The sequence below is a fragment of the Streptomyces telluris genome (genome assembly GCF_024519335.1).
Classification (GTDB): domain Bacteria; phylum Actinomycetota; class Actinomycetes; order Streptomycetales; family Streptomycetaceae; genus Streptomyces; species Streptomyces telluris.
Window position 1 is genome coordinate 34,293 of the sequence record NZ_JANIID010000036.1, and the last position, 22,293, is coordinate 56,585.

Consider the following 22,293-nt stretch of genomic DNA (forward strand, 5'->3'; position numbering starts at 1 on the left):
AGGCGGCCGCCCGCGGGGCGTCCGTCTGCCGCACGAGATAGGGACGTGGGTTGCCCAAGTCTGCCCGCAAGAAGGAGAAGGACCCCGAGGGGCGGATGCCGCTCGCGGAGCACCTGCGTGAGCTGCGCAACAGGCTGGCCAAGGCGGTCATCGCGATCGTCGTGGTCGCCATCGTCGCGGCGTTCTACCAGAAGCAGCTCACGGACTTCCTCTCGAGTCCCGTTCCCAAGTGCCCGGGCCGCGACCTGGCGCAGAGCCACGGCGGCAACTGTGCGGTCGTGGTGTTCAACAGCCTGTCCTCGCCGTTCACGACGATCGTGAAGGTGTGCCTCCTCGCGGGCGTCACCGTCTCCTCGCCGATCTGGCTCTACCAGCTGTGGGCGTTCCTCGCCCCGGGCCTGCACAAGAACGAGAAGAAGTACACGATCGCCTTCGTGGCGACGGCCGCCCCGCTCTTCGTCGCCGGTGCCTACCTGGCCTACGAGATCATGCCGATGAGCATGCGGGTGCTGCTGAAGATCACACCCGATTCCGCGGCCAACACCCTCAACCTCGACGACATCCTCGACTTCACCGTCCGGATGATCCTCGTCTTCGGCCTCGCCTTCGAGCTGCCGCTGCTCCTGGTCATGATGAACATCGCCGGCATGGTCACCGGCAGGACCATGGTCAAGTGGTGGCGCGGCGTCGTCATGGGCGTCTTCGTCTTCGGCGCGATCGCGACCCCCAGCACCGACCCGTTCGGCATGTGCATCCTGGCCGTGCCGATCATCATCCTGTACTTCGGTGCGGTGGGCTTCTCGATGCTCAACGACAAGCGCCGTGCGCGCCGCAACCCCGACCGGCTGCTGTCGGACGACGAGGCCTCCCCCCTCGACCTGACCCCGCAGTCCGTCGGCGACTCCGAGCCGATGCCGGCCCTGCACGAGCGGTCCGCCGACGAGCGCGGCCACGCGGCCCGCAACAGCTACGACGACGTGACCTGACCCGGCACCCACCGGGGACGAAGCCGGACACCGCCCGGGGCGGCCGCTGACACAAGCGGCCGCCCCGCGGCGCATCCCGACCCGATAGGGTCCGGCGGGTGACCAGCGACATCACGCTCTTCGTCAACCCGGCGGCGGGCCGCGGGCGCGGGGCGGCGGCCGCCCAGCCGGCCGCCCGGGCGCTGCGGGCCGCCGGGTTCTCCGTGCGCACCGTCGTCGGGGAGAACGCCGCCGACGCCCTGCGCCGGGCCCGCGAGGCCGTGGCGGGCGGCACCGGCGCACTGATCGCCGTCGGCGGCGACGGCATGGTCTCGCTGGCCCTCCGGGCCGTCGCCGGCACCCCCGTCCCGCTGGGCGTGGTGGCCGCCGGCACCGGCAACGACTTCGCCCGCGCCGCCGGGCTGCCCGTCCGCGACCCCGCGGCGGCCGGCCGGCTCATCGCCCGGTCGCTCAAGGGCGACGGCGGCCGCCCGGTGGACCTCGGCCGGGCCGGCGGGACGTACTTCGCGACGGTGCTCGCCTCCGGCTTCGACTCCCGCGTCAACGACCGCGGCAACCGGATGCGCTTCCCCACCGGACGGCTGCGCTACGACGTGGCCCTCCTCGCGGAGCTGGCCGCGCTGCGTCCCGTCCCGTACCGGATCCGCCTGGACGACGGCCCGGAGCAGGAGGTCGAGGCGACCCTCGTCGCGGTCGGCAACAGCTCCTCGTACGGCGGGGGCATGCGCATCTGCGCGGACGCCCGCATGGACGACGGCCTCTTCGACATCACCGTCGTCGGCCCGTGCAGCCGCTCCACCCTGCTGAAGGTCTTCCCCCGGGTCTACCGCGGCACCCACCTCTCCCACCCCGCGGTCACCGTGCACCGCGTCGCCAAGGTGTCACTGTCCGCGCCCGGGCTCACCGGCTGGGCGGACGGCGAGCCGCTCGGCCCGCTGCCGCTGACCGCCGAGACCGTACCGGAGGCCGTACGCCTGCTCGGAGCTGCGGAAAAGGCTGGATAAAAGATCGGGTGCGCTGTCAGGGGTCACCGGTAGGCTCGTAGACAAGATGACCGACGACATGTCCCCTGCTGAGCGCTACGCCCTGTCACGGGTGCGCGCTGCCGAGCAGGCCACCGCGCTCGCACCGTTCCGCGAGATGTACGAATTCGAACTCGACCCCTTCCAGATAGACGCCTGCAAGGCCCTGGAGGGCGGGAAGGGCGTGCTGGTCGCCGCGCCGACCGGCTCGGGCAAGACCATCGTGGGCGAGTTCGCCGTCCACCTGGCCCTCACGCAGGGCCGCAAGTGCTTCTACACGACGCCCATCAAGGCGCTGTCGAACCAGAAGTACAGCGATCTCGTCCGGCGCTACGGCGCCGCCAAGGTCGGCCTGCTGACCGGCGACAACAGCGTCAATGCCGACGCCCCGGTGCTCGTGATGACCACCGAGGTCCTGCGCAACATGCTCTACGCCAACTCCCAGGCCCTCATCGGCCTGGGCCACGTGGTCATGGACGAGGTGCACTACCTCTCCGACCGCTTCCGCGGCGCCGTCTGGGAGGAGGTCATCATCCACCTCCCGGAGTCGGTGACCCTCGTCTCCCTGTCGGCCACCGTCTCCAACGCCGAGGAGTTCGGCGACTGGCTGGACACCGTGCGCGGCGACACCGAGGTGATCGTCTCCGAGGAGCGGCCCGTCCCGCTGTGGCAGCACGTGCTCGCCGGCCGGCGGATGTACGACCTCTTCGAGGAGGAGACGGACCACGGCGGCCGCGGCGCCGCCCGCCGCGAGGTCAACCCCGACCTGCTGCGCATGGCCCGCATGGAGAACAGCCGCACCTACAACCCGCGCGAGCGCCGCCGCGGCAAGATGGTGCGCGAGGCCGACCGCGAGCGCGAGCGCCGCCAGCGCAGCCGCATCTGGACGCCGGGCCGCCCGGAGGTCATCGAGCGCCTCGACGCCGAGGGCCTGCTGCCCGCGATCACCTTCATCTTCAGCCGCGCCGGCTGCGAGGCCGCCGTCCAGCAGTGCCTCTACGCCGGCCTGCGGCTCAACGACGACGAGGCCCGTGCCAGGGTCCGCGCGGTCGTCGAGGAGCGCACGGCCGCCATCCCCGACGAGGACCTGCACGTCCTCGGCTACTTCGAGTGGCTCGAAGGCCTGGAGCGCGGCATCGCCGCCCACCACGCGGGCATGCTGCCGACCTTCAAGGAGGTCGTGGAGGAGCTCTTCGTCAAGGGCCTGGTCAAGGCCGTCTTCGCCACCGAGACGCTGGCCCTCGGCATCAACATGCCGGCCCGCACGGTGGTGCTGGAGAAGCTCGTCAAGTGGAACGGCGAGACCCACGCGGACATCACCCCCGGCGAGTACACCCAGCTCACGGGCCGGGCCGGGCGCCGCGGCATCGACGTCGAGGGGCACGCCGTCGTGCTGTGGCAGCGCGCCATGGACCCGGCCGCGCTCGCCGGCCTCGCGGGCACCCGCACCTACCCCCTGCGCTCCAGCTTCAAGCCGTCGTACAACATGGCGGTCAACCTCGTCTCGCAGTTCGGGCGGCACCGCTCGCGCGAGCTGCTGGAGACGTCGTTCGCGCAGTTCCAGGCCGACAAGTCGGTCGTCGGCATCTCCCGGCAGGTGCAGAAGAACGAGGAGGGCCTGGCGGGTTACCGCGAAGCCGTCACCTGCCACCTGGGCGACTTCGAGGAGTACGCCCGGATGCGCCGCGAGCTGAAGGACCGTGAGACCGACCTGGCCAAGCAGGGAGCCGTGCAGCGCCGCGCCGCCGCGGCGACGGCCCTGGAACGGCTCAAGCCCGGCGATGTCATCCACGTCCCGACCGGCAAGTACGCGGGCCTGGCCCTTGTGCTGGACCCCGGCCTGCCGCCCGCCCGCGCCGACCGCCACCGCGGCTACGACGCCCACGACGGCCCGCGCCCGCTGGTGCTCACCGCCGAGCGGCAGGTCAAGCGCCTCGCCCCCATGGACTTCCCCGTGCCGGTCGAGGCGCTGGAGCGGATGCGGATCCCCAAGTCCTTCAACCCGCGCTCCCCGCAGTCGCGCCGCGACCTCGCCTCCGCGCTGCGCACCAAGGCGGGCCACATCGTGCCCGACCGGCACCGCAGGCCCCGGGCGGCCGGCGCCGACGACGCCGAGATCACCCGGCTGCGCGCCGCCCTGCGCGCGCACCCCTGCCACGGCTGCTCCGAGCGCGAGGACCACGCCCGCTGGGCGGAGCGCTACCACCGCCTGCTGCGGGACACCCGCCAGCTGGAGCGGCGCATCGAGGGGCGTACGAACACCATCGCCCGCACCTTCGACCGGATCTGCGCCCTCCTGACCGACCTGGACTACCTCCACGGGAACGAGGTCACCGAGCACGGCAAGCGGCTCGCCCGGCTCTACGGCGAGCTGGACCTGCTGGCCTCCGAGTGCCTGCGCGACGGCGTCTGGGAGGGGCTGAAGCCGGCCGAGCTGGCGGCGTGCGCCTCGGCGCTCGTCTTCGAGGCGCGCATGGCCGACGACGCGGCGCCGCCGAAGCTGCCCACGGGACCGGCGAAGGAAGCCCTCGGCGAGATGGTCCGCATCTGGGGCCGGCTCGACGCCCTGGAGGAACAGCACAAGATCAACCAGGCGGAGGGGGTCGGCCAGCGCGAGCCGGACCTCGGCTTCGCCTGGGCCGCGTACCGCTGGGCGTCCGGGCACGGCCTGGACGAGGTCCTGCGGGAGGTCGAGATGCCGGCCGGCGACTTCGTGCGGTGGTGCAAGCAGCTGATCGACGTGCTCGGCCAGATCGCGGCCGCGGCGCCGCAGGACGGCAGCACGGTGGCGCGCAACGCGCGGCGCGCGGTGGACGGCCTGCTGCGGGGCGTCGTGGCCTACTCGTCCGTGGGCTGACCCCGGACGGGTGCCGCCGGTCACAGCCGTGACCGGCGGCACCGGACCGGGCTAGGCCGCGGCCGCGCCTTCCTGCTCGGCCTCGACCTGCTGGTTCCACTCGGGCTTGGACGCCTGCCAGCCGTCCTCGTCGTGGCCGCGGCGCCAGTAGCCCGACACCGACAGGCGCTCGCGCGGCACCTCCCGCTCCACGCGCAGGTAGCGGCGGAGCTCCTTGACGAAGCCGGCCTCGCCGTGGACGAAGGCCTGGACGTCGCCGGCGGGGAAGTCGAGCCCGCGCACGGCCGCGACGAGGGGCTCGCCGACGGGCGCGGCGCCGCGGTGCAGCCACGTGACCTCGACGCCGTCGGCCAGCTCCAGCTTCTGCTCCTCCTCCGGGCCCGCGATCTCGACGAAGGCGTGCACGCGCGTGCCCGCCGGGATCCGCTCCAGGGACGCGGCGATCGCCGGCAGCGCGCTCTCGTCGCCCGCCAGGAGGTGCCAGTCGGCGGCCAGGTCGGGGGAGTAGGCGCCGCCGGGGCCGCGGAAGAACACCTCGGCGCCCGGCCGGACGGAGGCCGCCCACGGGCCGGCCAGGCCCTCGTCGCCGTGGACGACGAAGTCGATGGTCAGCTCGCGCGCCTCGCGGTCGAAGGAGCGCACCGTGTAGGTACGGGTCTTCGGCCACTGCTCGTGGGGCAGGTCGCGGCGGATGATCTCCATGTCGAAGCCCTCGGGATACGTGACACCGGGCACGGGGAAGAGCAGCTTCACGTAGTGGTCGGTGTGCTCGCCCGCGCCGAAGTCCGCGAGGCCCTCGCCGCCGAGCACCACGCGCACCATGTGCGGCGTGATCCGCTCGGTGCGCACTACACGGGCCCGGTTGAGCTTCGGCCTCTGCCGGACGGGACGCTCTGCCATGGTGTCTCCCCTGATCCCCTGATCCTGAAAAGTTAGGTTCACCTAACCTAACAGCTCAGCCGGCGAGGACGCCCAGCAACCGCTGCAGCGAGCCGCCGAGCCCCCACCGTTCGGCCAGGGCGTCGAGCGTCTCCGGGTCCCGAGGCTCGGCCGGCAGCGCCGGATCGAAGGGCGCCAGCGGCACGTCCGCCGCCACCCGGACGACCTTCGGGGCCACCGCCAGATACGGCTTGGCCTCCGTCAGGCGCGTGCGCTGCGCCGGGGTGAGCTTCGCCGCCGGATCGTCCACGGCCGCCAGGATCCCGGCCAGGTCGCCGAAGGCGGCCAGCAGCTTCGCGGCCGTCTTCTCGCCGATGCCCGGAACGCCCGGCAGCCCGTCGCTGGGGTCGCCGCGCAGCAGCGCCAGGTCCGCGTACCCGGATCCGTCCACCCCGTACTTCTCGCGCAGCAGCGCCTCGTCGACCGCCTGCAGCGTGCCCACGCCCTTGAGCGGGTACAGCACCCGCACCCCGCGCCGGTCGTCCACCAGCTGGTAGAGGTCGCGGTCGCCGGTGACGATGTCGACCGGGCCGGCGGCGCGGGTCGCGAGCGTGCCGATCACGTCGTCGGCCTCGTACCCCGTGGCGCCGACCCGCGCGATGCCGATCGCGTCGAGCACGGCCTCGATCACCGGGACCTGCGGGGAGAGGGTGTCGGGCACCTCCTCCTCGTCGGGGCCGGTCTCCGTCTCCTCGGCCACCCGGTGCGTCTTGTAGGTGGGGATGAGCTCGACCCGCCAGTGGGGCCTCCAGTCGAAGTCCATGCAGGCCACCAGGTCGTCGGGGTGGTGGTCCTGGACCAGGCGGGCGATGAAGTCGAGCAGGCCGCGCACCGCGTTCACCGGGGTGCCGTCGGGGGCGCGGACGGAGTCGGGCACGCCGAAGTAGGCGCGGAAGTACAGGGAGGCGGTGTCGAGGAGCATCAGGCGTCGCGTCACGGGTCGATCATGCCGCAGACCACTGACACGCCTCCCGCAACCCCACCCCGCCGATGTGAAGCGGGTCACTGTTCCGTTTGCCCGGATTGATCGGGGGCAGGCGCGGCACCGGAGCGGACCCCGCCCTCGGCACGCGTGCCGGAAGCGGGCACGCGGACCGATGCCGCACCGCTCCACGGCCCTGCCACAGGGGGAGGCAGGGCCGTCCTGAGTTCGACCCGAGAGGTGTATGTGTCCAGGCTCCAGGCCGAGCATCTGTACAAGGTGTTCGGCAGACGACCCGAAGCCGCCGTCCGACGGCTCGAAGGCGGCGCCGACCGCGACGAGCTGCGTGCCGACGGCACCACCGCAGCGGTCATCGACGCCTCCTTCGAGGTGGAGGCGGGCCAGATCTTCGTGGTGATGGGTCTGTCCGGATCCGGCAAGTCCACGCTGCTGCGCATGCTCAACGGACTGCTGGAGCCGACCGCCGGCCGCGTCCTTTTCGACGGGGAGGACCTGACCGCCCTGTCCCCGCGCGACCTGCGCACGGTGCGCTCCCGGAAGATCAGCATGGTCTTCCAGCACTTCGCGCTCTTCCCGCACCGCAGCGTGCTGGAGAACGCGGCCTACGGCCTGGAGGTGCAGGGCGTGGCCCGCGCGGAGCGCGAGGAGCGCGCCGCCGAGGCGCTGGAGCTCGCGGGCCTCAAGGGCTGGGAGGCCTCCTGGCCCGACGAGCTCTCGGGCGGCATGCAGCAGCGCGTCGGGCTCGCCCGCGCGCTGGCCACCGACGCGGACCTGCTGCTGATGGACGAGTCCTTCAGCGCGCTCGACCCGCTGATCCGCCGCGACATGCAGGACCAGCTGCTGGACCTGCAGACGCGGCTGAAGAAGACCATCGTCTTCATCACCCACGACCTCAACGAGGCCATGCGCCTCGGCGACCGGATCGCCGTCATGCGCGACGGCCGGATCGTGCAGAACGGCACCGCGGAGGACATCCTCGTGCGCCCGGCCAACGACTACGTGGCCTCCTTCATCCAGGACGTCGACCGCAGCCGGGTGCTGACCGCCGGCTCGATCATGGACCGGGCGGGCCGGGCCTCCGGCGCCGAGGGGGCGGCCACCGTCCCCGCGGCGACGCCCGTCGCCGACCTGTTCGCCTCCTTCGCCCGCAGCGCCGCCCCCGTCACCGTCACCGACGAGCGGGGCGAGCCGGCCGGCGTCGTCACCCGTGACCTGCTGTTCGCCGCGCTCGGCGAGGAGCCGGGGATGCCCGCGCCGCGGACCGGCGAGCCCGGCGAGCCCGCGGAGGCCGCCACGCCTGCCCGCGCCGCCGAGGCGGAGGTGAGCGCCCGTGCCTAGGATCCACTTCGGAAGCTGGGCCGAGGACGCCGTCAGCTGGCTGCAGACCCACCTGAGCGGGCTCTTCGACCTCATCAACACGGTCCTGACCGGCATGTACGACGGGGTGAACGCCGTCCTCGGCGCCCCCGAGCCGCTGCTGATGGCCGGCATCCTGGCCGTCGTCGCCTGGTGGCTGCGCGGGCTGCTGCCCGCCGTGCTCACCTTCGCGGGCTTCGCCCTGGTCGACTCCTTCGGCCTGTGGGAGGCGGCGATGGCGACGCTGTCGCTCGTCCTCGTCGCGAGCCTGATCACGCTGCTGGTCGCCGTGCCGCTCGGCATATGGGCGGCGCGCAGCAGCAAGGTCAGCGGGGTCCTGCGGCCCGCTCTGGACGTCATGCAGACGATGCCCGCCTTCGTCTACCTGATCCCCGGCGTCATGTTCTTCTCGATCGGCCCGATCCCCGGCCTGATCGCGACCGTCGTCTTCTCGATGCCGCCCGGCGTGCGCATGACCGAGCTGGGCATCCGGCAGGTCGACGGCGAGCTCGTCGAGGCCGCCACGGCCTTCGGCACCACGCCGCGCGACACCCTGACCCGGGTGCAGCTGCCCCTCGCCCTGCCCACGATCATGGCGGGCGTCAACCAGGTCATCATGCTGGCCCTGTCCATGGTCGTCATCGCCGGCATGGCGGGCGCGGGCGGCCTCGGCGAGGCCGTTTACGCGGCCGTCACCAAGGTCGACATCGGCGGCGGCGTCGAGAGCGGCCTGGCCGTCGTCGTCCTCGCCATCTACCTGGACCGCATGACCGGCGCCCTCAACCAGCGGGTCTCCCCGCTCGGCCGGCGCGCCGCCGCCAAGGCCGCGTCCGCCACCCGCGGGCCGGCCTTCCTGCGCTACCGGCCCGGCACGGCCGTCGCCGCCGTCGGTGTCGTCGTCCTCGCGCTGGTCGCCGGCGGGATGAACCTCGCCGGCAACGGCGACGGCCGGCAGAACGTGGCCGCGGGCGCGAACGTGGGCCAGGGCCGGGGCATCAAGCTCGGCTACTTCCCCTGGGACGAGGCCGTCGCCACCACCTACCTGTGGCAGAACATCCTCGAGGACCGCGGCTACAAGCCGGACGTCAAGCAGCTCGACCCCGGGCCGCTGTACACCGCGCTGGCGCAGGGCCAGATGGACCTGCAGTTCGACTCCTGGCTGCCGACCACCCACAAGCAGTACATGGACCGCTACCGCGACAAGCTCACCGACCTGGGCGCCTGGTACGGGCCCACCTCGCTGGAGCTGTCCGTGCCCGACTACGTCAAGGGCGTGGACTCGCTGGAGGACCTCAAGGGCAAGAGCGCCCTGTTCGGCGGGAAGATCGTCGGCATCGAGTCCAGCGCGGGCATGATGGGCACGCTCAACGACAAGGTCCTCAAGGAGTACGGACTGGATGGCGAGTACAAGGTCGTCTCCTCCTCCACCTCCTCGATGCTGGCCGACCTCGACCGGGCCATCAAGAAGAAGGAGCCCATCGTCACCACCCTGTGGTCGCCGCACTGGGCCTACGGCAAGCACCAGCTGAAGAAGCTCAAGGACCCCAAGGGGGCCTGGGGCAAGGGCGAGGAGATCCACGCCGTCGGCAAGAAGGACTTCGGCACGGACTTCCCCGAGGTCACGGCCTGGCTGAAGGACTTCAAGCTGTCCGAGAAGGACCTCGCCTCCCTGGAGGTCGAGATCCAGAACGGCGGGAAGGGCAAGGAGAAGGAGTCCGCGCGCCGCTGGCTGGACGCCCGCCCGGGCCTCGCCGACAAGCTGGCGCCTGTCCGCCACTGACGAACAGGCGTACGGTGGGGCGGTGGTCCCGTCCAGGAGCAGCCGCCCCGCCGTACGCCGTGTCGTCTCCCTCGTGCCGTCGCTGACGGAGGCCGTCGCCGCGACCGAGCCCGGGCTGCTCGTCGGCGCCACCGACTGGTGCGACCACCCGGCGGGCCTGGACGTCGTACGGATCGGCGGCACGAAGAACCCCGACACGGCGCGCATCGCCGCCCTCGCGCCCGACCTCGTCCTCGCCAACGAGGAGGAGAACCGCGCGCCCGACCTCGGCGCGCTGCGCGCCGCCGGGCTGGAGGTGCTCGTCACCGAAGTGCGCACGCTGCCCCGGGCGTTCGCCGAGCTGGAGCGCGTTCTGGTGCGCGGCTGCGGCCTGGTCAGGCCCGCGTGGCTGGCCGACGCGGAGGACGCGTGGCGGGACGTGCGCGCCGCCGGGCCGGCGGTACGGGCCGTGGTGCCGGTCTGGCGGCGGCCGTGGATGGTCCTCGGCCGGGACACCTTCGCCGGCGACGTCCTCGCCCGGCTCGGCGTCGCCAACGTCCACGCGGGCCACCCCGAGCGCTATCCGCGCGTCCCCCTCGACGAGCTGAACGCGTGCGGCGCCGAGCTGGCCGTCCTGCCCGACGAGCCCTACCGATTCACGCGCGACGACGGCCCGGAGTCCTTCCCCGGGCTGCCGTGCGCGCTCGTCAGCGGGCGTCACCTCACGTGGTACGGACCCTCACTGCGGGAAGCGGCTGAGGTGCTGGGCGCGGCGCTGCGAGCAGCCGGCCGCTGACCAGGCCGTGCGCGGTGCGGGCGGCCGCCACCGCCCAGGCGGCGACCAGCAGTATGTACAGGCCCGCCGACAGCCAGGTCAGGGCGTGCAGGCCCGTGTGGCGGGACAGGGCCGCGGCGCCGGTGACGCAGGTGCCTATGGGGAAGGTGAACGCCCACCAGGTCATCGCGAAGCCCATGCCCTGCCGGAACGCCCGCAGCACCAGGGCCGCGGCCAGGGCCAGCCACAGCAGCGCGAAACCCATCACCGGGGCCCCGTACAGCACGGCGAACGGCGCCGCCGCGTGCGCGTACGGGGCGGGGAGCGCGCCCTGCGCGGCGTCGGCGAGGTTGCCGACCGCGGTGGTCGACTGGCCCAGCGGGCCCAGGACGAGGAAGAGGGCCGGGGTCAGCGCGAGCGGCAGCGGGCCGTGGTGGATCAGCCGCGCGAAGACCGCGGGCAGGATCAGCAGGGTCGCCAGGAGGCTCATCCCGAAGAGGCCGTAGCAGGCCAGGACCATCGCCGCCCGCCACTGGCCGGCCGGCAGGTGCGGAACCAGGGCGGGGCCCAGCGCGGCGGACACCATCGGGGCGACCACGGGCAGCAGCCACACGGGGGAGGCCTGGCCCGGCTCGATGCGGTGCCGGGTCACCATCAGGTACGGGATGCCCGCCGCCGCGGCCAGGCCGGTCACGGTGCCCGCCACCCACAGCACGGCGTCCGCGGTGACCGCGGCGCCCTGGCCGACGACCCCCGGGCCCACGGACAGGGTGGCCCCGCCGACCGCCAGCAGCGCCATCGCCGCACAGCCGTAGAACGGTGCCACGGCCGGGTCGCCGAGGTGGCGGCGCGCCTGGTCGGAGTGGCGGGCCCAGTGCACGGCCCGCGCCACCAGCAGCACGGCCAGCGCCGCCGCCGACAGCGCCCACACCGCCTCGCACGCCCCGCGCAGGCCCGGCGGCCGTACGGGCAGCGCCGCGCCGGCGCTCGCGACGATCGCGGTGCCCATGACGGCGGCGTACCAGTTCGGGCCCAGGTGGCGGAGGGGGGAGGTGGTGCGGGCGGTTGTGGCGGAGGCGCTCATGCGTCCAGCGTCGGCCGCGGGGGGCCCGGCCACCAGGGGCCTTGTCTCTATGAGGACATAAGCTGAATTTATGAGTAACGAGGACGGTGGCGGCCGGCGGGGTCCGCTCGCGCACCGCGTGCCCGACCTCGCGGCGCTGGAGCTGCTGCTGGCCGTCGCCCGGCTGGGCAGCCTGGGGCGGGCCGCGCGCGAGATGGGCATCACCCAGCCCGCCGCCAGCGGGCGGATCCGCTCCATGGAGCGGATGCTCGGCGTCGGCCTCGTCGAGCGGTCGCCGCGCGGGTCGCGGCTGACGGACGCCGGGGTGCTCGTCACCGACTGGGCGCGGCGCGTCGTGGAGGCGGCCGAGGCCTTCGACGCCGGGGCGCAGGCGCTGCGCGGGCAGCGGGACTCGCGGCTGCGGGTGGCCGCGAGCATGACCATCGCCGAGTACCTGCTGCCGGGCTGGCTGGTCGCCCTGCGCACCCGGCTCCCCGGCACGGCCGTCACGCTCATCGCCGGGAACTCGGCGGCCGTCGCGGAGCGGCTGCGGGCCGGCGAGGCGGACCTGGGCTTCGTGGAGGGCCTCGCCGCCCCGGCCGGGCTGGACGGCGCGGTCGTCGGCGGCGACCGGCTCGTGGTCGTCACGGCTCCGGCCCACCCCTGGGCCCGGCGGCGGACCCCGGTCGGCGCGGCGGAGCTGGCGGCCACCCCGCTGATCCTCCGCGAGCGGGGCTCGGGCACGCGGCAGGTGCTGGACGCGGCCCTCGCCGCGCACGGGGGGCTCGCCGAGCCGCTGCTCGAACTCGCCTCCACGACGGCGGCGAAGGCGGCCGCGGTCAGCGGGGCGGGCCCATGCGTCCTGAGCGAGCTCGCCATCGGCGAGGAGCTGGCGGCCCGCCGCCTGGTCGAGATCCCCGTCGCCGGCCTCGACCTGCACCGCGCCCTCCGGGCCGTCTGGCCCGCGGGCCACCGCCCCACGGGCCCGGCCCGTGCCTTGCTGGGCCTGACCCGGACGTCCTAGCGCTCCCGCACCGGGCCCGCCCCTCCGCCGCGACGGCGCATCGCCACGTAGGGCCTCATCGGCGGTGCCGAGCCGGCGCCCGGGCGTACACGTAGGACACCACCGGCCGTTGCGGGCCCGCCCGCGGGCGTTTCAGGCGGCCGACGCCGCCTCGACCAGGGCTCGCATCAGACGCAAGTCGTCCCGCGCTTCGGGGTGCCACTGGACGCCCACCGCGAAGAGGTCGCCCGGGCGTTCCAGTGCCTCGATCGTGCCGTCCTCCGCGCGGGCCGTCGCGACGAGGCCGTCGCCCAGGCGGGACACGGACTGGTGGTGGTGCGTGGCGACGTCGCAGGGTTCGGGGAGGAGGCGGCCCAGGCGGCTGTCCGGTTCCGGCTTGATCAGGTGGTCGGTAAAGGTGCCCACGGCGGGGTTGTGGTCCTCGTGCCCCACCTCGTCCGGGAGGTGCTGGCACAGCGAGCCGCCGGCGTGCACGTTCATCAGCTGCATGCCGCGGCAGATCCCGAGCACCGGGACGCCCCGCTCCAGCGCGGCGCCCAGCAGCGCCAGCTCCCACGCGTCGCGTTCGGGGACCGGCACGCCCGCGCGCGGGTGCGGCTGCTCGCCGTAGAGGACGGGGTCGAGGTCCTCCCCGCCGGCGAGGACGAGTCCGTCGAGCCGCCGCACCAGGTTGCCGGCGGTGGCCGGCTCGTCCGGCGGCAGTTGTACGGCGAGGCCGCCGGCCCGCTGGACGTGCTGGGCGTAGGAGGCGGGCAGGAGCGCGGCCGGCAGGTCCCACGCGGCGCCCCAGCGGGCCCGGGTGAGGTAGGTGGTGACACCGATCAGTGGCTGGCGGAGCATGGAGCGGGTCCTTTCCGTACGTGGTCGTTCCGTACGCTACGGCGTTGATCACATGGTCAGTCGCGGTTCAGTTCCGCTTCCGCCGCCGCGAGCGCCGCGAACTCCTCCTCGGGCGCCCCGGCGACGAGCCGGTGCCGGCTCCAGCAGGCGAAGTACACGGCGGCCACGGCGTAGACGCCGAGGGCGACGAGGGCGGCGGTGACGTCCACCAGGAAGGTCGCCACCAGCGCCGCGCAGGCGAGGACGAAGGCGAGCGCCGAGGTGGCGACGCCTCCCGGTGTCCGGTAGGGCCGCTCCAGGCCCGGCTCGCGGCGCCGCAGCACGATGTGCGAGAGGGACATCAGCGCGTAGGAGACGGTGGCGCCGAACACGGCGACGTTGAGCATCCGCGCCCCGTCGCCGCTCGCCGCCGCGAGCCCGAACCCGAGCGCGCCGGGCACCACCAGGCCCAGCCAGGGGGCCTTGCGGCGGCTGGTCAGGGAGAGGAAGCGGGGGAGGTAGCCGGCCCGGGAGAGGGCGAAGAGCTGCCGTGAGCCGGCGTAGATGAGGGAGAAGAAGGAGGCCACCAGGCCGGCGAGCCCCGCGTAGTTGACGATGCGGCCGAGCACGGTGGGCCGCCCGTCCGGCTGTACGGCGGCCACCAGCGGGTTCCCGGCGTCCTTGAGTGCGTCCGCCCCGCCCGCGCCGGTCGAGGCGAGGAAGGTCAGGAGCGCGAGGACCAGCAGGATGCCCATGGACGTGGCCATGGCCCGGGGCAGCGAGCGCACGGGGTCCTTGGTCTCCTCGGCCGCGAGCGGCACGCCCTCGACGCCGAGGAAGAACCACATCCCGAACGGGAAGGACGCCCAGATCCCGAGGAGCCCGAACGGCAGCCAGGAGGACGCGCCGAGCGCGCCGGTGTCGACGGGGATGTCGTGCAGCCGCCCCGCGTCGAAGTCGGTGAACGCGCCCGCCGCGAAGACGAGCAGCGCGGCGACGGCGATGCCGGTGACGACGAAGCTGAACTTCAGGGCCTCGCCCACGCCCCACAGGTGGATGCCGATGAAGACGACGAAGCAGGCCAGGTACACCGGCCAGGACGAGGTGAGCCCGAACAGGCCGAGCGACTCCACGTAGTCGCCGATGAAGAGGGAGATCGCGGCGGGCGCGAGGACGTATTCGATGAGGATGGCGGTGCCGGTGAGGAAGCCGCCCCACGGGCCGAGCGCGCGCCGCGCGAATCCGTAGCCCCCGCCCGCCGTCGGCAGGATCGAGGCCATCTCCGCGAGGGCGAAGACCATACAGGTGTACATCAGGCCCATCAGGGCGGCGGCGACGGCGAGTCCGCCGAAGCCGCCGTGCGCGAGGCCGAAGTTCCAGCCGGAGAAGTCGCCGGAGACGACGTAGGCGACGCCGAGGCCGGTCAGCAGCAGGGGGCCGGCGCTGCCGCGGCGCAGCGTGCGCTTCTCCAGGTAGTCCGCCGGCCGGTCCGAGGCGCTCGGCGGTGCCGTGGGTGTCTCCGTGCGTTCGGGCATGCTGCCGCTCCTGCCTCGGGAGGTAAAGGTTTTGCGCCATACCTTTGCCTCGACGTGGCTGATTCGGCAAGCCCCTTGCGTAAAAGACTGGTTACGAGACGGGTTCCCGGGGGTTGACGGGGCTTGTGCGAGCTACGCCAGGAAGCCCCGCAGGAGCGCCGCCGTCCCGCAGCAGTGCTCGCGCATCACCTCGCGCGCCGCTTCCGCGTCGCCGTCCAGGACCGCCTCCACGAGCGCGGTGTGCTGCAGCTGGGAGTGTTCCAGGTTCCGCACCAGCAGCGGAATGCAGTCCAGCAGGTCGTTGACCGTCGCCCGGACCGCGGCGTACTGCTCGGCGAGCGAGGGGGAGCCCGACAGTTCGGCCAATGTGAGGTGGAACAGGGTGTCCATGCGCCGGTATTCGGCCAGCGGCGCGTCGTGAGTGGCGGCCAGTGCCGCGCGCAGCCGTTCGGCCCCGCCCTCGGGGAGCCCGTGCGCGGCGCACAGCGCGGCCGCGCCCACCTCCAGCACCTCGCGGAAGCGCAGCGTGTCCTCCACGTCCACGTCGGCGACCCGGCGCCGCAGCTCCTCCTCGCCCGCGGTCGCCGGCCGTGCCAGCACGAACGTGCCGCCGTAGCGGCCGCGCCTGCTCTCGACCAGGCCCTGGTCCTGCAGCACCTTGAGCACCTCGCGCAGGGTCACCCGGCTGACGCGCAGGCGGTCGGCCAACTCGCGCTCGGCGGGCAGCCGTTCCCCCTCGGCCACCAGGCCCAGCCGCATGATCTGGAGTATCTGCTCCAGCGCTTCCTCGAATCCGTTGCCCGCGCGGACCGGCCGCAGCACCGGTGCCAGGCGGTCCGTCGCATGATCGTTCATCTGACCCCTTCCCTTTAATGGTCTACAGCCCTACCTTAAGACCTCCGGTCGCACCGACAGGAGGCATCACTGTGGCAGACCGCACGCCCCCGCTCGCCGTCGAGGAGCTGCGCAGGCTGGTCGACACCGGGGAGATCGACACCGTCGTCCTCGCCTTCACCGACATGCAGGGACGACTCCAGGGGAAGCGGTTCGCCGCCCGGTTCTTCCTCGACGACGTCCTCGACCACGGCACCGAAGGCTGCAACTACCTCCTCGCCGTGGACGTTGACCTCAACACCGTCGACGGCTACGCCATGTCGTCGTGGGAGCGCGGCTACGGGGACTTCGCCATGCGCGGCGACCTCTCCACCCTGCGCCGCACCCCCTGGAACCCGGGCACCGCCCTCCTCACCGCCGACCTCGCCTGGCACGACGGCTCGCCCGTCCCGGCCTCGCCCCGCCAGATCCTGCGCCGCCAGCTCGACCGGCTGGCCGAGCACGGCTGGAGCGCGTACGCCGGCACCGAGCTGGAGTTCATCGTCTTCAAGGACACCTACGAGCAGGCCTGGGGGCGCGGCTACCGCGACATGACCCCGGCCAACCAGTACAACTGCGACTACTCCGTCCTCGGCACCGGCCGCGTCGAACCCCTCCTGCGCCGCATCCGCAACGAGATGGGCGCCGCCGGGATGACCGTGGAGTCCGCCAAGGGCGAGTGCAACCTCGGCCAGCACGAGATCGCCTTCCGCTACGACGAGGCCCTCACCACCTGCGACCAGCACGCCGTCTACAAGACCGGAGCCAAGGAGATCGCCTCCCAGGAGGGCATGGCGCTCACCTTCATGGCCAAGTACGACGCCCGCGAAGGCAACTCCTGTCACATCCACCTGTCGCTGCGCGACGAGGCCGGGCGGCCCGTCCTCGCCGACGACGAGGGCCCGTACGGCATGTCGAAGACGATGCGGCACTTCCTGGCCGGACAGCTGGCCGCGCTGCGCGACTTCACCCTCCTCTACGCGCCGAACATCAACTCCTACAAGCGGTTCCGGCCCGGCTCCTTCGCCCCCACCGCCGTCGCCTGGGGCCCCGACAACCGCACCTGCGCCCTGCGCGTCATCGGCCGCGGCCACTCCCACCGCTTCGAGAACCGGCTGCCCGGCGGGGACGTCAACCCCTACCTCGCCGTCGCGGGCATGGTGGCCGCCGGGCTCCACGGCGTCGAGCACGAGCTGGAGCTGCCGGAGGTCTGCACCGGCAACGCCTACGCCGGCGACGCCGAGCACGTCCCCGCCACCCTGCGCGAGGCCGCGGCGCTGTGGGAGCGGAGCCCCATCGCCCGGGAGGCCTTCGGCGACGAAGTCGTCGAGCACTACCTGCACATGGCGCGCGTCGAGCAGGAGGCGTACGACACGGCCGTCACGGACTGGGAGCGGTTCCGCTCCTTCGAGCGGATGTAAGGACACCGCCTTGGACATCATCAACCCCGCGACCGAGGAACTCGTCGCCACCGTCCCCGCGGCGACGCCGCAAGACGTCGACGCGGCAGTCCGCCGCGCCGCCGAAGCCCAACGCAGCTGGGCCGCCCTGGCCCCCGGCGACCGCGCCCGGCAGCTGCGCCGCTTCGCCGACGCCGTCGACACGCACCTGGAGGAGCTCGCGCAGCTGGAGGTCCGCGAGGCCGGCCACCCGATCGGCAACGCCCGCTGGGAAGCGGGCAACGCCCGCGACCTGCTGGAGTACGCGGCCGGGGGAGTGGAGCGGCTGACCGGCGCGCAGATCCCCGTCGCAGGCGGCCTGGACGTCACCTTCCACGAGCCCCTCGGCGTCGTCGCGGTCATCGCCCCGTGGAACTTCCCGATGCCCATCGCCGCCTGGGGCGTCGCCCCGGCCCTGGCCGCGGGCAACGCCGTGCTTCTCAAGCCGGCCGAGACCACCCCGCTGACCGCCCTGCGGCTGGCTGAGCTCGGGCTGGAGGCGGGGCTGCCCGAGGGCCTCTTCCAGGTCCTCCCGGGCGACGGGCCCGTCGCCGGTGCCGCCCTCGTGGAACACCCCGGCGTCGCCAAGGTCGTCTTCACCGGCTCCACCGCCGTCGGCAAGCAGATCATGGCCAAGTGCGCGGCGGGCGTGAAGCGCGTGACGCTCGAACTCGGCGGCAAGAGCCCCAACATCGTCTTCGCCGACGCCGACGTCGAGCGGGCCGCCGCGGCCGCCCCCGGCTCCTTCCTCGACAACACCGGGCAGGACTGCTGCGCCCGCAGCCGCATCCTCGTCCAGCGCTCCGTGTTCGACCGCTTCATGGAGCTGCTGGAGCCGGCCGTCAAGTCCTTCACCGTCGGCGACCCGGCGGATCCCGCCACGCGGATGGGCCCGCTGATCTCGGCCGCGCAGCGCGAACGCGTACGGTCCTACGTCCCCGAGTCCGCCCCCGCCGCCATCCGCGGCGAGGCCCCGGCGGGCAAGGGCTTCTGGTACCCCGCCACCGTCCTGGAGGGCCGCCCGGAGGACCGCACCGCCGTCGAGGAGATCTTCGGCCCGGTCGCCGTCGTCATCCCCTTCGAGGACGAGGCGGAGGCGGTGCGGATCGCCAACGCCACCGACTACGGGCTCTCCGGCTCGATCTGGACCCGCGACGTCTCCCGCGCCCTGCGCGTCTCCCGCGCCGTCGCCGCGGGGAACCTCTCCGTCAATTCCCACAGCAGCGTCCGCTACTGGACGCCGTTCGGCGGCTTCGGGCAGTCCGGCCTGGGCCGCGAGCTGGGCCCCGGCGCGCTGGCCGCCTTCACCGAGACCAAGAACGTCTTCATCAGCACCGAGGAGTAAACAAGTGACCGACCAGACCCCCGTCTGCCGCCGACTCGTCGGCCGCACCGCCGTCGTGACCGGAGCCGGCAGCGGCATCGGCCTGGCCACGGCCCGCCGCTTCGCCTCCGAGGGCGCCCGCGTCGTCTGCGCGGACATCGACGAGACCGCCGGCAAGGCCGCGGCCGCCGAGACCGGCGGGCTCTTCGTCAAGGTCGACGTCACCAGCCCCGAGGAGGTCGAGGCGCTCTTCAGGACCGCCTACGACACCTACGGCTCGGTCGACGTCGCCTTCAACAACGCCGGCATCTCCCCGCCCGACGACGACTCGATCCTCACCACCGGCCTCGACGCCTGGAAGCGGGTCCAGGAGGTCAACCTCACCTCCGTCTATCTGTGCTGCAAGGCCGCCCTGCCCTACATGCAGCGCCAGGGCAAGGGTTCGATCATCAACACCGCCTCCTTCGTCGCCGTCATGGGCGCCGCCACCTCGCAGATCAGCTACACCGCCTCCAAGGGCGGCGTGCTGGCGATGTCCCGCGAGCTCGGCGTGCAGTTCGCCCGCGAGGGCATCCGGGTCAACGCCCTGTGCCCGGGGCCGGTGAACACCCCGCTGCTCAAGGAGCTCTTCGCCAAGGACCCCGAGCGGGCCGCGCGCCGCCTGGTGCACGTGCCCGTCGGCCGGTTCGCCGAGCCCGAGGAGATCGCGGCCGCCGTCGCCTTCCTCGCCAGCGACGACTCGTCCTTCGTCAACGCCGCCGAGTTCCTCGTCGACGGTGGCATCGCGGGCGCTTACGTGACCCCGCTGTAGGGTCCATGATCAAACGGTAGGACCGGCTCGCGGGCGCAGACCCGCGGGCCGGTCCCGCCGTGGATTCCCTGCCACCGCACGCACCACCGCAAAGAGAGCACATGCGCACCAAGTCCGCCATCGTCGTCGGCCTCGCTGCCGCCGCGGCCCTCGCCACGACGGTCCCGGCCACAGCGGCCCCCGCCCACGACGCCCCCCGCCGCAACTGCCCCCAGCTCGACAAGAAGCTTCCGTGGGCCGGCGACAACCGCGCCAGGCTCCAGAAGATGATCGACGAGCGCGGCACCTGTTCCGGCAAGAAGGGCCCCCGCCCCGTCGCCGCCTTCGACTGGGACAACACGGTGGTCAAGAACGACATCACCGACGCCACGCTCGCCTGGGCCCTCAAGCACGACAAGATCCTGCAGCCGAAGAGCTGGAAGGACACCAGCGCCTGGCTCACCCCGGCCGCCGACAAGGCCCTGGCCAAGGCGTGCGGCACGGCCGTGCGCCCCGGCCGGCCGCTGCCGACCTCCAAGAACGCCGCCTGCGCCGACGAGATCTTCGAGATCCGCGAGAAGTCGCAGACCATGGCCGGGGAGGCCGCCTTCGCCGGCGACTGGAACCACCGCCGCACCGTGCCCGGCTACGCCTGGATCCCCCAGCTGTTCGCCGGTCACACCCCCGCCGCCCTGACCTCCTTCGCCAAGCAGGCGCGCGCCGAGCAGCTCGCGGCGCCCGTCGGCACCAAGCAGACCGTCGGCACCCACACCCTGGCCGGCTACGTCCGCTACTACGACCAGCAGAAGGACCTCATCCGCACGCTCAAGGCGGCCGGCTTCGACGTCTACATCGTCTCCGCCTCCTCCGAGCCGATCGCCGAGGCCTGGTCGAGCGGCGTGGGCCTGGACCGCAAGCACACCATCGGCATCCGCAGCGTCACCAAGCACGGCCGCCTCACCACGGCCATCAAGGGCTGCGGCGGCGTCGAGACCGGCCGCGGCGACGCCCTGCCGTACATGGACGGCAAGCGCTGCATGATCAACCAGGAGATCTTCAAGATCAAGGGCGCGAAGGCCTGGCAGCAGCAGGACTTCGACCACCGCATCGCGCTCGGCGCGGGCGACGCCGACACCGACGTGACGTTCGTCAACGACGCCACCGGCGCGCACGTGGCCATCAACCGCAACAAGTCCGAGCTGATGTGCCGCGCCTACGACGACGCGGACCGCCGCTGGGTCGCCAACCCGATGTTCATCGAGCCGATGCCGCGCAAGTCCGGCACGTACCCGTGCTCCACGACCGGCGCCACGGCCGAGGACGGCACCAAGGTGCCCGTCCGGCGCGCCGACGGCTCCGTGATCCCGGACCAGGCCGACAAGGCCTTCTGAGGCTCCCCGAGCCGTTCCTGACGCCCTCGCGCGCTACGGGGACCGGTCGCCGACGGCGCACCGGTCCCCGTATCCCCTCCTGCCGCAGGAGCACGGCGCACGGCCCGGCACCCGGCGTCGCGGGCCGTGCGGACTCGCGGGCGCGCGGACTCACAGGAACGTACGGGCCTCGCCGCGGTACGTCGGGACGGTCTCCACCACGCGGTCGCCGTCGATCAGGTGCAGCGCCTCGAAGCGCTCGCACATCTCGCCCGCCTTCGCGTGCCGGAACCACACCTTGTCGCCCACCAGCAGGTCGTCGGCGGGCTGCCCGGTCAGCGGCGTCTGCACCTCGCCCGCGCCCTCGCGGGGATCCAGCCGCAGGCCCGCCGGGAGGTACGGATGCGGCAGCCGGTCCGCTCCGGCCGCGCCCGACGCCGGGTACCCGCCGCCCTGGGCGGTCACCACGCCCGGCCCCGGACGACGCACCACCGGCAGCGCGAACAGGGCCGCCGGACGGCCGCGGAACGACCGGTAGTGGTCGAACAGCCGCGGCACGAACAGCCCCGAACCGGCCGCCACCTCCGTCACCGCGTCCTCCGCGGCGGTGTGCTGCACACTGCCCGTACCGCCGCCGTTGACGAACTCCAGGTCCGCCACCGCGCGCACGGCCCGGACGGCCTCCGCCCTGCGCGCCGCCAGCTCCCTGCGCGCCGCGGCCTGCATCAGCCGGACCGAACGGGAGTACAGGGGCCGCCCCGCCACCGCATCCCCCACACCCGCCACATGCGCCTCGTAGGCCAGCAGGCCCACCAGGCGGAAACCCGGCCGGCGCACGACGGAGCGGGCGAGGTCCGCCAGCCGCTCCGGATCGTGCACGGGGGAACGCAGCGCCCCGAGCCGCAGCCTGCCGCCCAGCAGCCGCAACGACGTGTCCAACTCCAGGCACACCCGCACCTCTTCGCGGCCCGCCCGGGCCGCGTCGATCAGCGTCAGCTGCGCGGGGTCGTCCACGGTCACTGTGACCGCCCGGGCCAGCTTCGGGTCCGAGGTCAGCTCCGCCAGCCCCGCCCGGTCCGCCGACGGATACGCCAGCAGCACGTCCTCGATGCCCGAACGCGCCAGCCACAGCGACTCGGCCAGCGAAAAGCTCATCACACCCGTGAAGCCGTCCCGCACCAGCGCGCGCTCCAGCAGCGCCCGGCAGCGCACGGACTTGCTCGCCACCCGCACCGGCTTGCCCTGCGCCCGGCGCACCAGATCCGCCGCGTTGGCGTCGAACGCCTGCAGGTCGACCACGGCCAGCGGGGCGTCGTAGGAGGCGGTCGCCCGGTCCAGACGGGCCCGCTCGGCGCTTGCGCAGGCGACGGGAGGTGCGGCGGGAAGACGCATGGGCGCAGCTTGCCAGAGGCATCCGCC

Annotated in this window: 18 protein-coding genes; 11 read left to right on the plus strand and 7 right to left on the minus strand. The window is 73.3% G+C overall.

The genetic code is table 11. The features are described 5' to 3' along the window. The first annotated feature begins 95 nt into the window (after positions 1-95). From tatC to NQU55_RS29980, 3 genes are all read left to right on the plus strand, one after another. Positions 96-986: a twin-arginine translocase subunit TatC gene (gene tatC / locus NQU55_RS29970; protein ID WP_256791524.1), complete on the plus strand. Its 891-nt coding sequence runs from the start codon at positions 96-98 to the stop codon at positions 984-986. A 98-nt stretch (positions 987-1,084) separates the two neighbouring features. After that, positions 1,085-1,990, plus strand: a complete 906-nt coding sequence (locus NQU55_RS29975) for a diacylglycerol kinase (RefSeq protein WP_256791515.1) — start codon at positions 1,085-1,087, stop codon at positions 1,988-1,990. A gap of 46 nt (positions 1,991-2,036) precedes the next feature. Continuing rightward, entirely contained in the window at positions 2,037-4,865 is a 2,829-nt protein-coding gene (locus NQU55_RS29980) for a DEAD/DEAH box helicase (RefSeq protein WP_168091986.1), read from the plus strand. A 51-nt stretch (positions 4,866-4,916) separates the two neighbouring features. On the opposite strand, the gene NQU55_RS29985 is transcribed toward NQU55_RS29980, so the two are convergent. After that, the gene (locus tag NQU55_RS29985) at positions 4,917-5,765 is read right to left on the minus strand and encodes a siderophore-interacting protein (RefSeq protein ID WP_168091985.1); all 849 of its coding nucleotides are present in this window, start codon (positions 5,763-5,765) and stop codon (positions 4,917-4,919) included. Positions 5,766-5,820: 55 nt separating this feature from the next. Continuing rightward, a complete protein-coding gene (locus tag NQU55_RS29990; protein ID WP_168091988.1) occupies positions 5,821-6,726 on the minus strand; it encodes a 5'-3' exonuclease in 906 nt (301 codons plus the stop codon). 246 nt (positions 6,727-6,972) lie between these two features. Between NQU55_RS29990 and NQU55_RS29995 the strand changes: the two genes are divergently transcribed. The 3 genes from NQU55_RS29995 to NQU55_RS30005 are packed head-to-tail and all read left to right on the plus strand — an operon-like array spanning position 6,973 to position 10,658. Next, positions 6,973-8,085, plus strand: coding sequence for a quaternary amine ABC transporter ATP-binding protein (locus NQU55_RS29995; protein WP_168091984.1), 1,113 nt, complete (start codon positions 6,973-6,975; stop codon positions 8,083-8,085). Beyond that, positions 8,078-9,883: an ABC transporter permease/substrate binding protein gene (locus NQU55_RS30000; protein WP_168091983.1), complete on the plus strand. Its 1,806-nt coding sequence runs from the start codon at positions 8,078-8,080 to the stop codon at positions 9,881-9,883. Before NQU55_RS29995 ends, NQU55_RS30000 begins: the two co-directional genes overlap by 8 nt. A gap of 22 nt (positions 9,884-9,905) precedes the next feature. Next, positions 9,906-10,658 carry a helical backbone metal receptor gene (locus NQU55_RS30005; RefSeq protein WP_168091982.1) on the plus strand — a complete coding sequence of 251 codons (753 nt, stop codon included), beginning with the start codon at positions 9,906-9,908 and terminating at the stop codon, positions 10,656-10,658. On the opposite strand, the gene NQU55_RS30010 is transcribed toward NQU55_RS30005, so the two are convergent. Then, positions 10,585-11,721 (minus strand): TDT family transporter, encoded by a 1,137-nt coding sequence (locus NQU55_RS30010; protein WP_168091981.1) that lies wholly within the window; start codon positions 11,719-11,721, stop codon positions 10,585-10,587. The two genes, NQU55_RS30005 and NQU55_RS30010, sit on opposite strands and share 74 nt — an antisense overlap. 70 nt (positions 11,722-11,791) lie before the next feature. Between NQU55_RS30010 and NQU55_RS30015 the strand changes: the two genes are divergently transcribed. After that, on the plus strand, positions 11,792-12,724 hold the full coding sequence (locus tag NQU55_RS30015) for a LysR family transcriptional regulator (protein ID WP_168091980.1): 933 nt from the start codon (positions 11,792-11,794) through the stop codon (positions 12,722-12,724). A 132-nt stretch (positions 12,725-12,856) separates the two neighbouring features. On the opposite strand, the gene NQU55_RS30020 is transcribed toward NQU55_RS30015, so the two are convergent. From NQU55_RS30020 to NQU55_RS30030, 3 genes are all read right to left on the minus strand, one after another. Next, the gene (locus tag NQU55_RS30020; RefSeq protein ID WP_168091979.1) at positions 12,857-13,564 is read right to left on the minus strand and encodes a gamma-glutamyl-gamma-aminobutyrate hydrolase family protein; all 708 of its coding nucleotides are present in this window, start codon (positions 13,562-13,564) and stop codon (positions 12,857-12,859) included. Positions 13,565-13,620: 56 nt separating this feature from the next. Then, entirely contained in the window at positions 13,621-15,078 is a 1,458-nt protein-coding gene (eat, locus tag NQU55_RS30025; protein ID WP_168091978.1) for an ethanolamine permease, read from the minus strand. Positions 15,079-15,210: 132 nt separating this feature from the next. Beyond that, complete coding sequence (locus tag NQU55_RS30030) at positions 15,211-15,933, minus strand: FadR/GntR family transcriptional regulator (RefSeq protein WP_168091977.1); 723 nt, start codon at positions 15,931-15,933, stop codon at positions 15,211-15,213. A 71-nt stretch (positions 15,934-16,004) separates the two neighbouring features. Here NQU55_RS30030 and NQU55_RS30035 point away from each other — a divergent pair, with 71 nt between their 5' ends. From NQU55_RS30035 to NQU55_RS30050, 4 genes are all read left to right on the plus strand, one after another. Continuing rightward, positions 16,005-17,372 (plus strand): glutamine synthetase family protein, encoded by a 1,368-nt coding sequence (locus tag NQU55_RS30035; RefSeq protein ID WP_168091976.1) that lies wholly within the window; start codon positions 16,005-16,007, stop codon positions 17,370-17,372. A 10-nt stretch (positions 17,373-17,382) separates the two neighbouring features. Then, complete coding sequence (locus tag NQU55_RS30040) at positions 17,383-18,735, plus strand: aldehyde dehydrogenase family protein (RefSeq protein ID WP_168091975.1); 1,353 nt, start codon at positions 17,383-17,385, stop codon at positions 18,733-18,735. Positions 18,736-18,739: 4 nt separating this feature from the next. Then, the gene (locus NQU55_RS30045) at positions 18,740-19,525 is read left to right on the plus strand and encodes a 3-oxoacyl-ACP reductase (protein ID WP_168091974.1); all 786 of its coding nucleotides are present in this window, start codon (positions 18,740-18,742) and stop codon (positions 19,523-19,525) included. A gap of 101 nt (positions 19,526-19,626) precedes the next feature. Further along, positions 19,627-20,895 (plus strand): HAD family hydrolase, encoded by a 1,269-nt coding sequence (locus tag NQU55_RS30050; protein WP_168091973.1) that lies wholly within the window; start codon positions 19,627-19,629, stop codon positions 20,893-20,895. A 150-nt stretch (positions 20,896-21,045) separates the two neighbouring features. Here NQU55_RS30050 and NQU55_RS30055 read toward each other — a convergent pair whose 3' ends face one another. Further along, positions 21,046-22,266 (minus strand): amino acid deaminase/aldolase, encoded by a 1,221-nt coding sequence (locus NQU55_RS30055; RefSeq protein WP_168091972.1) that lies wholly within the window; start codon positions 22,264-22,266, stop codon positions 21,046-21,048. Positions 22,267-22,293: the final 27 nt, after the last annotated feature.

Bases quoted from the DNA above. Each gene is read 5' to 3' on its own strand.
- tatC (WP_256791524.1), top strand. From the start codon at position 96: ATGCCGCTCGCGGAGCACCTGCGTGAGCTGCGCAACAGGCTGGCCAAG.
- NQU55_RS29980 (WP_168091986.1), top strand. From the start codon at position 2,037: ATGACCGACGACATGTCCCCTGCTGAGCGCTACGCCCTGTCACGGGTG.
- NQU55_RS29985 (WP_168091985.1), bottom strand. From the start codon at position 5,765: ATGGCAGAGCGTCCCGTCCGGCAGAGGCCGAAGCTCAACCGGGCCCGT.
- NQU55_RS29990 (WP_168091988.1), bottom strand. From the start codon at position 6,726: ATGCTCCTCGACACCGCCTCCCTGTACTTCCGCGCCTACTTCGGCGTG.
- NQU55_RS30010 (WP_168091981.1), bottom strand. From the start codon at position 11,721: ATGAGCGCCTCCGCCACAACCGCCCGCACCACCTCCCCCCTCCGCCAC.
- NQU55_RS30015 (WP_168091980.1), top strand. From the start codon at position 11,792: ATGAGTAACGAGGACGGTGGCGGCCGGCGGGGTCCGCTCGCGCACCGC.
- NQU55_RS30020 (WP_168091979.1), bottom strand. From the start codon at position 13,564: ATGCTCCGCCAGCCACTGATCGGTGTCACCACCTACCTCACCCGGGCC.
- eat (WP_168091978.1), bottom strand. From the start codon at position 15,078: ATGCCCGAACGCACGGAGACACCCACGGCACCGCCGAGCGCCTCGGAC.
- NQU55_RS30030 (WP_168091977.1), bottom strand. From the start codon at position 15,933: ATGAACGATCATGCGACGGACCGCCTGGCACCGGTGCTGCGGCCGGTC.
- NQU55_RS30050 (WP_168091973.1), top strand. From the start codon at position 19,627: ATGCGCACCAAGTCCGCCATCGTCGTCGGCCTCGCTGCCGCCGCGGCC.
- NQU55_RS30055 (WP_168091972.1), bottom strand. From the start codon at position 22,266: ATGCGTCTTCCCGCCGCACCTCCCGTCGCCTGCGCAAGCGCCGAGCGG.